The sequence below is a fragment of the Borreliella japonica genome (genome assembly GCF_900099615.1).
In the GTDB taxonomy this organism is placed as follows: Bacteria; Spirochaetota; Spirochaetia; order Borreliales; family Borreliaceae; genus Borreliella; species Borreliella japonica.
This window is the reverse complement of the sequence record NZ_FMTE01000009.1, coordinates 8,080-20,487: the sequence shown is the minus strand read 5'-3', so window position 1 is coordinate 20,487 and position 12,408 is coordinate 8,080. Positions and strand designations below refer to the sequence as shown.

At 24.7% G+C, this 12,408-nt stretch carries 13 protein-coding genes and 4 pseudogenes; 4 read left to right on the top strand and 13 right to left on the bottom strand.

All coding sequences use genetic code 11. The features are described 5' to 3' along the window. The first annotated feature begins 136 nt into the window (after positions 1–136). Complete coding sequence (locus BLO14_RS06165; protein ID WP_236736407.1) at positions 137–430, top strand: hypothetical protein; 294 nt, start codon at positions 137–139, stop codon at positions 428–430. A 401-nt stretch (positions 431–831) separates the two neighbouring features. Here the strand turns inward: BLO14_RS06165 and bdr are convergent. Then, positions 832–1,105, bottom strand: a pseudogene (bdr, locus tag BLO14_RS05235) (Bdr family repetitive protein); the annotation flags it as partial. 314 nt (positions 1,106–1,419) lie between these two features. On the opposite strand from bdr, the pseudogene BLO14_RS05230 reads away from it, so the two are divergent. Next, positions 1,420–1,572 (top strand): annotated as a pseudogene (locus tag BLO14_RS05230) (P13 family porin); the annotation flags it as partial. Positions 1,573–1,917: 345 nt separating this feature from the next. Here BLO14_RS05230 and BLO14_RS05225 read toward each other — a convergent pair. Continuing rightward, positions 1,918–3,009, bottom strand: coding sequence for a ferrous iron transporter A (locus tag BLO14_RS05225; RefSeq protein WP_091973725.1), 1,092 nt, complete (start codon positions 3,007–3,009; stop codon positions 1,918–1,920). 160 nt (positions 3,010–3,169) lie between these two features. After that, positions 3,170–3,262 (bottom strand): annotated as a pseudogene (locus BLO14_RS05220) (helix-turn-helix domain-containing protein); the annotation flags it as partial. 1,309 nt (positions 3,263–4,571) lie between these two features. Here BLO14_RS05220 and BLO14_RS05215 point away from each other — a divergent pair. After that, entirely contained in the window at positions 4,572–4,907 is a 336-nt protein-coding gene (locus BLO14_RS05215; RefSeq protein WP_236736406.1) for a hypothetical protein, read from the top strand. Between the two features lie 129 nt (positions 4,908–5,036). On the opposite strand, the gene BLO14_RS06245 is transcribed toward BLO14_RS05215, so the two are convergent. From BLO14_RS06245 to BLO14_RS06155, 5 genes and pseudogenes are all read right to left on the bottom strand, one after another. Further along, complete coding sequence (locus tag BLO14_RS06245; RefSeq protein WP_330220018.1) at positions 5,037–5,102, bottom strand: hypothetical protein; 66 nt, start codon at positions 5,100–5,102, stop codon at positions 5,037–5,039. Between the two features lie 95 nt (positions 5,103–5,197). Then, positions 5,198–5,343: pseudogene (locus tag BLO14_RS06240) on the bottom strand (hypothetical protein). Between the two features lie 14 nt (positions 5,344–5,357). Continuing rightward, positions 5,358–5,492 carry a hypothetical protein gene (locus BLO14_RS06235; protein ID WP_330220017.1) on the bottom strand — a complete coding sequence of 45 codons (135 nt, stop codon included), beginning with the start codon at positions 5,490–5,492 and terminating at the stop codon, positions 5,358–5,360. 154 nt (positions 5,493–5,646) lie between these two features. Continuing rightward, positions 5,647–5,901 (bottom strand): hypothetical protein, encoded by a 255-nt coding sequence (locus BLO14_RS06160; protein ID WP_236736405.1) that lies wholly within the window; start codon positions 5,899–5,901, stop codon positions 5,647–5,649. 101 nt (positions 5,902–6,002) lie between these two features. Beyond that, on the bottom strand, positions 6,003–6,164 hold the full coding sequence (locus tag BLO14_RS06155; protein WP_236736404.1) for a hypothetical protein: 162 nt from the start codon (positions 6,162–6,164) through the stop codon (positions 6,003–6,005). 1,355 nt (positions 6,165–7,519) lie between these two features. On the opposite strand from BLO14_RS06155, the gene BLO14_RS06270 reads away from it, so the two are divergent. Next, positions 7,520–7,600, top strand: a complete 81-nt coding sequence (locus BLO14_RS06270) for a helix-turn-helix domain-containing protein (RefSeq protein ID WP_413783462.1) — start codon at positions 7,520–7,522, stop codon at positions 7,598–7,600. A gap of 72 nt (positions 7,601–7,672) precedes the next feature. Here BLO14_RS06270 and BLO14_RS05200 read toward each other — a convergent pair whose 3' ends face one another. The 5 genes from BLO14_RS05200 to BLO14_RS05180 all read right to left on the bottom strand — a co-directional run bounded on the left by BLO14_RS05200 (position 7,673) and on the right by BLO14_RS05180 (position 11,374). Continuing rightward, a complete protein-coding gene (locus tag BLO14_RS05200) occupies positions 7,673–8,251 on the bottom strand; it encodes a chromosome replication/partitioning protein (protein ID WP_091973721.1) in 579 nt (192 codons plus the stop codon). Positions 8,252–8,267: 16 nt separating this feature from the next. After that, a complete protein-coding gene (locus BLO14_RS05195; RefSeq protein ID WP_091973720.1) occupies positions 8,268–9,026 on the bottom strand; it encodes a ParA family protein in 759 nt (252 codons plus the stop codon). Beyond that, positions 9,002–9,565, bottom strand: coding sequence for a DUF226 domain-containing protein (locus tag BLO14_RS05190; protein WP_091973717.1), 564 nt, complete (start codon positions 9,563–9,565; stop codon positions 9,002–9,004). The genes BLO14_RS05195 and BLO14_RS05190 overlap by 25 nt, the downstream gene beginning before the upstream one ends. Beyond that, positions 9,562–10,644, bottom strand: coding sequence for a plasmid maintenance protein (locus BLO14_RS05185; RefSeq protein WP_091973714.1), 1,083 nt, complete (start codon positions 10,642–10,644; stop codon positions 9,562–9,564). The genes BLO14_RS05190 and BLO14_RS05185 overlap by 4 nt, the downstream gene beginning before the upstream one ends. Positions 10,645–10,783: 139 nt before the next feature. Continuing rightward, the gene (locus BLO14_RS05180; protein WP_236736408.1) at positions 10,784–11,374 is read right to left on the bottom strand and encodes an isochorismatase family protein; all 591 of its coding nucleotides are present in this window, start codon (positions 11,372–11,374) and stop codon (positions 10,784–10,786) included. Between the last annotated feature and the right edge of the window lie 1,034 nt (positions 11,375–12,408).

Sequence of the window (12,408 nt, the reverse complement as noted above, 5' to 3'; positions counted from 1 at the left end):
TATTCAACTTATTTTTTAAAGGCAAATCTGCTAAACAGAAAAGTTTTTATAGAATAAATCCGACAAATTCATTCTAATTAGCAAACATCTTATCAATTCTTCCAGCACTAACCACCAACAATTACTAGGAATCATTGTGGCTTCTAGAATGCCATTAATTCATCTAAAAAATCAAAATATCGAAACTCTTTACAATTTCAAATCCGATATACTTTCTTATAAATTGGATAACGGTTTACAAATTCAAACATATTCTATAATTTGCTCTAATGAAATTTCCAGATGTATTGAAAATCTAGACAAAGATAGACTAGCATCTATTAATGCACTTAGAATTAATTATGTGGCAAACAATATATTTGGTATTGAAATTACTACTAAACAACTAAAAATTGCTTACTCTTTGATTGCAAAATCAAAGAAACACTAAATGAAATAAAATACAACTCTAACTCACAAAACATCTTTCTAGTCAACACACCTTGTATATTAAATTTATAGCAAAAACTTAATTACATTAAGTCACTTGAACCTCTAAAACTCAATCAAGGCAATCTAAATCATTATCTAAACAGCACTACTGGAACCAAATTTACTATTATGAATCTAATTTCAAATTTTTTTACTGAAAAGAAACCTTGCAAAAATTTACATACTCTAAAACGATACATTAATGCTAGCTGCCTAAAACATATAGGAATTTAAAAAAATATTAATAAATTGCAAAAGCAAATTATATCTAAAATTTAATTAATTGTTGGTAAATATTCTTTATAATTTCTAGCTTTTCGTCAAGATTCTTCTTTTAAATCTTGTACCAAATTATATATTTTGGGTATTTAAATTCCTTTCTACAGAATCTATCTTAGCGTCTAAATTAGATATACCCTTTTTTGCAAATTCTTCTCTACAAAAGAGATCTCAAAAACAAGATTATCAAACTTAAACCGAATTGTTTTTCTAAATTTTCTAAATCTTTATACGCAAGCCCATTGTGATGATACCTTCTTGACAAATCTCGAGCTATTAGCTGCTCCATTCCCACCCGAATGAAATCTTTGTATATGTGCTCTTCAGTAATATTTGTTGTCAACACTGAAGGCAATCTTTAATAATTAGAGAGATGCACCATCACGCTAGTCCCCTGTTACACAGCAAACAATATCATTGGTTAAAAATTCTTAAGCACTATCTTAGTTCCTTTTTTTTTAAAAAAAAAAGAGGCTTTGGCTTTAATCGAAGCAAATAATTAGTGTGATAACGACCAAAGAGTCTCTAGCATAGTATCAGCACTGCTCCCCCCCCCAACACACACACACCTAAAAAAAGGGCGGGGATAAGGGGATATTAAATAGTCTTGGATTAACCACTAGTAGAAATAGAGAGCATCGCAACTATTGCACCCTATATAACCCCTTGCTTATTATTCCATTTACATTTGCAAATAGATACAATGCAAATCTTAGAAAAAAACTTGGCATTTCACTTGCAAGTTTTGAAACCAACTTTGATATTGAAACAAACGGATTTCAACTTTCGTTTAAAAAAAGTTACTTAATAAAAGAGGTATAAAATTGCCTCCTAAGCTAGGGATAGCATAAGCTTCCTATGAAAATCAAGAAAAATTTTTCTTGATTTTCATATTTAGATACCAACTCCAGTAAAATATCTTTTTTATTTTCAAAAAGTTTAGTAAGCAATTCAAATTTAGATCTTGCTTTTAATTTCTTTTTCAGAGGTTAAAAGCAAGATCTAAAACAGCCTTTAAAATCGAACAATGTGAAAACATTGAAGAATTATTTAATGGATAATAATTCAACCAATAATAGTTATTCTGCATAAAATCTCAAACAAATCAATCTCCACCTAAATATCATAGAAATTATAGGTGAAGTATTCTTTGTTATTTTTTAAAAATTAGTACCAAACACCATTTTTATCAATGGCAGTTTGCACTTCTTTAAGAGAATCTCTAACTAATAGAACTATAGTTGGGGTTTCCTTATATGCTTCGTATGGATGAGATTGTTTTTCGACCTTTGAAATTAAATTTTTTATTTCGTTTTCAATTTTAGCCAATCTGTTTCTTGCATCTATTTCTCTTATGTATATAAAATTTTGTGAAGTTTTTACACTTACTTGAATATAATATAACAAATTTTTAAGGTTGTGTATAAGATCTTCTTTTGTAAACCTTTTAACCTCTTCTTCAGCTTTAGCTTTAGTAGCGCTGTCGAGGCGTGTAGAATACCTTTGGGTTTGCTTTGTTGAAAATAATGTATAATCATTATATATCTCATTAATTGTTTTAATTGCTAAGTTTACATTATATTCAACACTTTTTAGATAAGATTCATATCGATTGCTTAATTTCATTTCCTCATAATAATCGTCATAACCATAATAATGCTTGTAATAATCATTATAATCACTCCAATTATAATGATCCTCTTCCTCTATTTCATGCATTGATGAAATAGGAATTGAGCCACTATTCAATCCTAAATCAGAATCGATGGTGAAATCAATTTCATTGCTTTCAATAGTTTCCTTCAATTCACCACTTTCACCTTTAAGAGAAGAGAAATTTAAACTTCCCCCAAGAGTTATTCCTTCATGATCATCTCGTTGCTTTTGTATTTTTTCTTTTCTAGGTTCTTTGGATTGTTCTACCAATAACTTGGAATTTAAGTTATTTTCTTCTGACATTGCAGTTTTTTGCAATAAATTACTATTATTACTATTATTAGTAGACTCTCTTTTTACAGGATAAGTAGATGTTTCTTTGTTGCCACCTTTACCGTCTTTGTATTTGTATTTATTTTCATCAACTCCATTTTTGCCTTTCATTAAGATTTTTTTAATATATTCCTCATTAGTATCTAAAATAGAATTCTTATCGTCAAGTAAACCAAGAGATTGCTCTTTCATTTCATTTCTCATGGATAAATCACAACTGATAAAACCAAAAAGCAATCCCAAAGCTAAATATTTGTTTTTAACTTTCATGTTTTTTCCTCTCCTTTAAAGTTAATCCTTATGATAATTAATCATAAGGCATTTTAAGTCAGATTACCACCAGAAGTTAATAAACTTTTTTATTAAAAGAAGTAAAATTATTACAATTTTAATTTATCAAATACCTACTTGGGATTAAATACTAAGGCTTTTTCTTGCTCTTTTCATAATAATCTTTCTTACAACTTAACATTTTGTTATACAAAAATCTTACACATTTAAACACTCTTGAAAAATATTTCTTTTAATTACTGTTAAGCTACATTCTGTATTTCTAAATTTTATTAGCATTACCATATTTATTAATAAAATATTTTTTTTAATATCTTCTCCTATAAGAATCTATATAGATTCTTAGTTATATAACGAAATACATCGCCATTTCTATAAAGTAACAAACAAAATATCTCTATTTAGTACAAAAAAATTATATTTACCTTATATAAAGGGTACCCTTGAACTGCTATTTTAAAATTTAAAATTATATAAATAGCTTCTTGTTTCTTACCATAATAGATTTTTAGGCTCTATAAGAACGATCATTCAATAAAACATTACAATTTATCCAATCATTTTAATCAATTACACGATTTACAGCTTCGTAAATTTTTTAAAATTATCATTTTTATTCAAAAAGAAGTCGTTCTTTTTCTTAAAGATTTTTCCAATGCTTCTAAATTACTCTTAATATAACTCATTTAGTATTGGACTTATTTATTATATTTTCGAATTCCTTTTTTTGATCCTTAAGCAGATTCTATAATTCACTAAAAAGATTACCTTATTCAACTTATCATTAAAATTGATTTTAATGATAAGTTAGTCTATGCTACAAACAGCGTAGTTATTTGAACTTATTTCAGTGTAACTACCTATTATTTCAATTTTCAAAAAATAATAATATAGTAGGTATTTAACAAGATTCTTTTTAAAGAGAGTTTGGTTAAGTCCCACTTTTTTTGCAAAAATTTTATTAAAAAAATTAAAATTTAAATAGTGCGAACAACATAGTTAGAACGCTTTACAACTTCATGAGTAGTAATTAAAAATGTTTAGTCTACTGAACAACTTTATGAAATAATAATTAAAAATATTTAGGCCAATTTATAATAGAAAAGAGTGGAAATTTTAACAATAGCTTAGAAAAGCTAAACCGCACATTAGAAAGTCTTAAAGATTCAATAGAAAAATCACTAAAAGATATGTAAAAAACTGCTTTCATCGATTAAAATTTTAAATTTAAAGAAAAACCTAGATTTTCATTTAAAAAATACCTTGACTTAACAAAATTTACTTTCAGTTTTATTACTCACATTAAAACCAAAATTTGAAACTTATGCTTTAAGGCATTCCAAGGGATAAATAAATCTAAAGCTTGATATGAAAATTGCACATAGAACAAAGCTTGTACTTAATAATTGTTAAAAACATAGGCACCATTAAAAATGGGCGCCTAAATAAAATTAATAGCTTTTCCAAAATGGAGAGAAATGGAAAAACTATTAAAACCATAAAATTTGCACCTTACAATATACACCATATAAATATATATGGTGTATATTGAACTTTTTTTTATTAATGAATTAACCTATATTTATTTCATGAGAATGATAGAAGGATATTTATTTTACAAAGTTTCTGAAGCTCAAGAAATCCTTAAAAACAAATTTGATTATAAAATAACAAAAAGCCATTTAAGATATAAACTAGAGGTTTTCGAATGTTATATCAGAATAGGAAACATAATGATGATTCCAGAAGATTTCTTGAAATATTTAACACTTAGTTTAGTCTTGTTTAAAAAAAACGAAAAATACAAAATAGAAATAAAAAAAGAAATCAAAGAAAAAATGCCTAAGTTTAAAGAATTGATAAAAAAAAATAAATAAATTTATTTTTTAAAACACCTTATATCTTAATTTAAAAATTTTACACTTCTATTATATAGAAAGAAAATTTTATAAAAACGTTTCAATCTTAACCAGCAACATGCTATTTTTAAAAAAATTCATTTCAAATTAAAAATTATATTTTAATAAAAAATTTTCTATATCTATTTTATATTCTTTGTCTTCATTAGAAATTAAAACAATCTTTAATAGTTTTAATTTTTTGATTTTATTAAAAACCTTTTAGAAAAAGGTAACGCACAAGGTATTTTTTACAGTAAAAGGAAATATTAATGAAAAAATTTTTCATTAATATTTGGATCTCCAATGTTAAAATCCTTTAATTGTTGCCATTTCTCGCTTGGCAAATTATTTTCTGCCTTGAAACTTGAGCATCTTCAAATCCTTCAAAAATTACACTTTTAAAACCTAGAATTTTATTATCATGAACTATAAAATCAAACTTGTAGCCGGAATTAATAGCTCTCTATAAGCATCTATCAGATAACCTGTCATATTCATATTCTTTTCATGCTCAAGCTTGGTATCCATAAACTCCAATTTTATAAAAACTAGCTCTTTCAAATTGCCATCTTTAAAAAAGATGTACAAGTCTCATCAGTAAAGGCTATATCTTTTGATTTTTTAATAATTTTATTATAAATAACATTGGTTTCTTTTTTTTTAAAAAAACTAAAAAAACAGATTAACAATCATTCGTAAAATAAAATTCTACTCATTAATAATCCATCCATTGATGAAAAATCATATCAAATACACTATAAAAATGCATGCTGTTTCCCCTACTTACCTTGAAAGAATATTTCTTTTTCACGTTATTTATCTCATCGAAACATTCAATATATACATCAATTCCATTTGTTTCTGCCAACTTTCTTAGTATATTTACTTTTTCACCTTCAAAAAATATATCCATACCAAAATTAAAATGATTAATTCCATCAATAAAGTAAGTATTAATTGGATACTCCATCATAGAAATCCCATTAATATATATATCTTTTTAAGTATAATCTCTGAACTATTTATAATTTGTATATTAAAATGTAAATCTATGTTTCCCATATGATAATATCATAAAACAAAGGATCCAAATTTAGTATTTGATGTAAGAATTATACCTAAATTAGATCCATTACTTTCATTTATAATAACAACTTCTTCAGAGTATTCACTAGAAAAAATAAACACATTGAAAATTAATAAAAACAAAAGTGATAATATTATCACTTTCATACCTTTTATCATTATACTAATCTAAAGAAAAAACAAATAGGATAAAAATTTAAAAAAAGAGAAATCGAATTTTCATATATTTTCATTATTATGACAACCTTTTAATAATTTTATAAAAAGAAAAACAAACTTCATGCTCAAAACGAAATAATCTCTAAAACAAGTTTTAAATTTCATCCATTTTAAAATTATTTAAATATATTAAATTATATAATACCCAAACCTCTTTTAATATCTCAACTAAAATGTTTTTTAACAAAAAACATTTATAAAGTAACCAATAATGCAATTGTGCTAAAAATTATAAACTATTCACCTCTCTTCTCTCTAGAGACTAATTTTAAAATTCGATTTAGATATTTTTGTATACAAAAATAGAATTATTATCTTTAAAAAGTATATTATTTTCAAATAATATATTGATTTCAGCAACATATATGAAGTATAATACTAGCAAGTGGTGCTATTAACTATAAGCATCCTTAACTTTGGTCGATGTCTATTTTATAGGGCTTAAGATAAATGCTCTTAATTTAAGAGTATTTATGGTTAAGCCCTATGTGATTTTATATTAATAATTAAATTATAAAAGAATAGTCATTATAAATCTTGTAGAAAGGATCCTTCAATATATAAATATTGAAACTTTAAAAAATATTTGATTAATCAATGATAGATTTTGAAAAGGGTTTCAGTTTTTCATGCCAATCTATATTGGTATTTGATAAAAAATAAAATTATTCCAATATAATTAATTCTTGTATTAATTTCTTTAAAATACAAATTTTTTATGATTTATAATATCAAATTTTTATAAATTAGAGTTAAATACAAATTGATAAGAAACCATATAAAAATCATCTAATCAAAATGTCTGAAAATAACCGGGTTAATTTGGCTACGATTTCTCTAATATTTTTGCTTCTTAGAAAGAAACTTTCCTTTAAAATTTTTTCTAATTGCTGAAACTCTTTGTTAATAAATAAGTTTATTTTGGCTCTAAATATATACTTTTTGACGATATTAATAAGGAATCCTTAAATGTAGATGCTACAAAGACTTTTAGATCAAGAATAAGTTTTCCAAATCTACTTATGTAAATAAGTAGATTTTTTCCTATAGACTTTCAAAATGCTTTTTTACATTATTAATAAATTTAGAATTTTAAATATTAAAAAGAAATTCTGGTAATAAATTAATGAGGTCCTTATCGCAACTGAATTCGTTAAAGGTTTTTTATGTAAATAAAATATCTTGGACATTATTTGTTAAATGTAAAAATGAAAGCCCATCATTTTTACATTTAAGTCCACATTCGGCAACTAACATGGGGCAATAATTAAGCAGAATTTGCTATTTTTAACAAAGATTATAAGCATAGAATATTTCCTAACGCTAATCAAAAAAATACTTTTAGAAAACATTTCGATGTGTAAGACCTTTGTATAACAAAATGTTAAGTCTTAGTGAATTACCTTTTCTATAATCTTTGAGTTATAAATAGTATTTCACTTATTCCTATATTTCTTATACTCTTTCATAATCTCATTAAGCAATGCTTCTTTATCTTTAAGTAATTTTTCTAATAAAAAACTAGTAAATTTTGCCTTTGACTTATAATATATGTATGCATTTTCTGTTTTAAGCTGAAATCTTAATGGCCTAATAAAGTTTCGATTGGACTTTTTAATTTTCATCCCTTCTTTATCCTTTAAAAGGAACAAAGAATTTTGTATGCCGTTTTCAATTATATCTTTTTCTTGTACTAATCCTTCTTCTATTGCATTTGCTATTCTTAAATATTCGTAAGCCTGACTTTTTGCTATTTTATAATTCCTAGTAAACATTTCAAAATTTTGGTATCCATCTAATTTATAATATTCTTTATCTTTAATTTCCTTCAGTATCTTCATTGTTTCTATTTTATTATGAATTTCTTTTTGAAAGCTTATCACCAGTCTTTCTTTTAAAAATAGAAATCGTTCAATTTTATCTTCGTTAAAGCTAATCTCATTTTCACTTTGATTTTTTATAGTATTGATACGATCTTTTATTTTTATATTCATATATTTGAATTTTACACCCATTCTATCTCCTTATTTATTATGAAGTTAAAAGTTTTTCCGATAACTGGAAAAACTTTTCAAGTGTAATTTCATATTCTTTTATGTAATCTTTGTTTAAATCAAAATTATCATTCTCTGCTATTCTTTTATTTAAGTCTTCACGTTCATGAATGAGTCCTAAAAAATTATCATCTTTACTTATTAATTCCAATAAGTGTTTATAAGTATTATTTTTCTTAAAATTAGTTACCATTGGAAAAATTGGTATTTTTAATTTTAATCTTCTTAGGGCAAATTCTAGTAATTGCAAACTTTCTACTGACCATTTTTGAGCAGTCATTGGAATTATTATATAGTGGCTTACAACTAGTACATTTGTTAAAATAATCCCTAAGCTAGGACTGGTGTCTACTATTATATAGTCGTATTTATATTTTAATAGTTCTAAATTGTCTTTTAATCTCGTTTCTTTAAAGGGAATGTTATCGTCGTAAAAAAGGTATAAATATATGTAACTGGGCAATATGTGTAAGTTATTGTTTAGACTAAAGGTGGAAGAATTTATATTTTTTTTATCTGTTAATACTTCATAAATATTTTGTTTTGAAACATCTACTCCTTGTCTTTCTAAAATATCTGAAAAATAACTTGTGGTTGATGCTTGTGGATCAGCATCAATCAAAAGAACTTTATATTTTTCAGATAGGAGTGTTGAAAAGATGATAGCACTTGTGCTTTTGCCGACACCTCCTTTAATTGAGCCAATGGCAATTATTTTGGTATTTTCTCCATCCATTTGTTTATGATTCCTCCGTTTGGTAATTCTTTTTGATAGAATTCATATACCTCTTTTTCTAGCCTATTTAACATATTGATAAATGCTTGAAAATATTTTTTATTTATCTTTTCTTTCTTTATTAGTCTGGCAAGACTTCTTAAATAACAGAATACACTACCTTTTTTAAATTTGAATTCTATATAATATATTTTGGAGAATGTATATGATTTTACAATACCATTAACTTTGTATCTTGTAATAATGTTCTTTATAGGTTTTCTGTATCCATAGAAAATTCCTAGAAATTTGTCATTTTCCCTTGTAGAGAATAGGTTGAGTCCTTCTAACTTTTCTTGATTAAACAATTCTCTGAAAAGAATTAAAAATTTGTTTTTTTTATATTTGTTTATTTCAAATCTATGTAGATCCATTAACATTTTGGTGTGATATATTGTTCTACCGCTGAGAATTTCTTTTTTGATGAAAATTTCTGGTTTTCTGCTTTCTCTTATTATTTCTTTTTTTTTGTTTTTAAGTTTTTCTAGTACACTTTTCATCTTAAACTCTTAGTTAAAATGGTTTTTTTATTATTTTGTTGTTCTACTAGATTAATTATTTCATTATAGTATTGATTATTAAATATTTTTCTGTATTCTAGGTTTTTTTGTTTGTCTAAATATTCTTTAATCTTTGATTTCAAATTTATTCTGTTAGTTTTACAACATAATTGATCTAAAAGTATGTTATAAATGTTGTTTTTTATATTATCTTTATTTTTTTTTATTTCAAATTTTTTAGTATTTTCTTTCATTTTTTCCATAATTTTACTAAGGTCTTTATATTTGTTATTTTCCAATATGAAATGGGGTTTATTTTTGTATTTCTGGTATGTGTTTTTTATTTGGATCTTTAGTTTTTCTTTGTCGTAACCTTCTTTTATCAAATTTGTTTTTGTTTTTTTTAGAATTGAAATTAAATTTTTTCTTTTATTTTGTAATGACTTTTGTTGATTGTCTTTGATTTCTTTTTTGAAATAGTATTTTTCTTTGCTTATAAGTTTGAAAAGTATTATGGCTTCTTCTTTCTTTAAACCAAGATTGATAATGAATGAAGAAATGTCTTCGCTAAAATTACATTTTTGCGAATATTTTTTTAGTTTTAGTTTGTTAATTTGTATTTCCTTTTTATTATCTTTTTCTTCTTTATTATATTTATTATTAAAACACTCCCCATCTTTTACACTGTCCTTTTTACTATAATTTATTTTAATGTATGAATTAACTCGCTTTTGGAATCTTTCTTTTTTTTTATCTCTGAAGTATTGGTTTATTATATTGTAGCAGTCTTTTTTAGAATGTCTAAGAGTATAGTAGATTTCGGTTCCCATATTGATACCCAGATGTCTGTAGTAGTTGATAGTAATGTCAAGCTTTTCTAATTTATAGAAGTAGTTTCTAAGCGTTTTGATTGAAACTTCTTTTTGCCCATTGCGCTTTAAGTTTCCATTAAAATAATAAAGGATATCAGATTGGCAGTATTTTTTTTTGATTTTGTTGACATATTCAATTGTTGCAATTAAAGCAATAAGCTTGTGTTGATATTTACTTTTTGTTTGTGGGGATTTATTAACTTTCACTTTTGCCTCCTCAACTTCGGCTGGTTTTTATACATTCTTATATAATAAAGCAAATTTTTGGATAAGTAAAGTTTATCACTAAAAAATAAAAAGTAAATATTTTTTATGTAAATAGTTGTTTTTCCATGCTTAAATATTGTTAGGGCATCTTTTTTTGATTAAGCTTACTTTGGCTTTCGAAGATGTCCTTAGAAAAACAAGTTAATACATTAAGCTTTTTAAGTTTATGAATTATTAATTCAGGATTGGTTGTTATGCTTTTTGTAGCATCTATTATTAAATAAACTTGAAATCCCAAGTTAATTGCATCAAATATTGTTTCTTTTACACAAAAATCTAATGCCAATCCCGCTATAAATAATGTATTGATTGATTTTTTTTTTAGATAAAACTGAAGGCCTGTTTGTTTCGTTTTTATATAATTATCATAGAAGCCACTATAACTATCGTAGTATCGACTTTTACCTTTAAAAAAAACTTTTTTTATTCTTTTTGTATTTAGACTGTTAGGAAACCTTGAGCCCCAGGTATTCTTGACACAATGTATGGGCCAAATGCCTCCGTTTTTGTTGCTTGAAAAGCTTACATGATTTTTACAATGCCAATCCTTGGTAGCAAGAACGTTTTTGAAATAATTTTGAAGTTGGTTGATCAAGGGAATTATTTCGTTGCTATTAGGTACTGGTAAAGCACCCGATTCTAAAAAATCATTTTGTATATCTATTAAAATAAGCGCACTATTTTCTGTTATTTTAAAAATAAAATCCTCCTTGAGAGATATTTTAATAGTAGAATAATTTTGCTATATTGGGTCATATTTTTAAATATGATTTTTATTAATCATTAAACCTAAGGCAACAATTAATTCTACCTTAAAACGATCCAAATTAAAACATAATGATCATTTTTACTCAAGAACAGTCTATAATAATTTATTTTAATTTTTTCAGTGCGGTTATATTTATCATATAATTATTATTTGCCATAAATCTAAATGAATTTTTTTATCTTTTAAATAAGAGAACTTTTGAAGTTTAAAGTCAATAGTAAAAGAAATGATTCTTAATAAAAAATAAATAAGTACATAATAAAGCTATCTAAGATGAATTCTTTTTATAGTAAATGTCCTATATTTCTTAGTAGTTGCATGAATTAAAAATTAGGTTGTGTTCTAATTTAGGAGAAGATAGATTTTTATGCTTGTGTTTGTAAATTCATTTTATAATGATATTATTTAAATATTTAATTTTCATAAATCAATATAATGATTCAGTATTTAACAATTTTCTAGAAACTATAAAATTAGTATATATTTACTTGTATGTTTGTAGTATCTGCAATTTTTAGGCTATATTCAAGTAGAGTCTCGTACAATTTATGTGGGATCTCCAATTTTTTCTTGAATATCTTTTAAAACACTTTGGGGGCTTTTTTCTTTATAGCTATTATCATCATAACTATCTATATATCTCTCTCTGTTTCTTTAGCTACTTCTTGTTGTTGACCACCACTATTTCCTGTTGTTTTTAATTCCGGTTCACTGATATGGCTATTAGGATCATCACTTAGCATTAATTATTTTTCTAAAAATCCTTTGATTTTTTTCCACCTTGTTGTAAATCGGCATAATTTTTGCATGAGTTCATTTCAAAAACGGCACAAATAATAAATATTGTTTTAATATTTATTATTATTCCTTAAGTTATTATTCCTTAAGTTATTATTCCTTAAGTTATTATTCCTTAAGTTATTATTCCTTAAGTT

Bases quoted from the DNA above. Each gene is read 5' to 3' on its own strand.
- BLO14_RS05225 (WP_091973725.1), bottom strand. From the start codon at position 3,009: ATGAAAGTTAAAAACAAATATTTAGCTTTGGGATTGCTTTTTGGTTTT.
- BLO14_RS06160 (WP_236736405.1), bottom strand. From the start codon at position 5,901: ATGGAGTATCCAATTAATACTTACTTTATTGATGGAATTAATCATTTT.
- BLO14_RS06155 (WP_236736404.1), bottom strand. From the start codon at position 6,164: ATGAAAGTGATAATATTATCACTTTTGTTTTTATTAATTTTCAATGTG.
- BLO14_RS05200 (WP_091973721.1), bottom strand. From the start codon at position 8,251: ATGGGTGTAAAATTCAAATATATGAATATAAAAATAAAAGATCGTATC.
- BLO14_RS05195 (WP_091973720.1), bottom strand. From the start codon at position 9,026: ATGGATGGAGAAAATACCAAAATAATTGCCATTGGCTCAATTAAAGGA.
- BLO14_RS05190 (WP_091973717.1), bottom strand. From the start codon at position 9,565: ATGAAAAGTGTACTAGAAAAACTTAAAAACAAAAAAAAAGAAATAATA.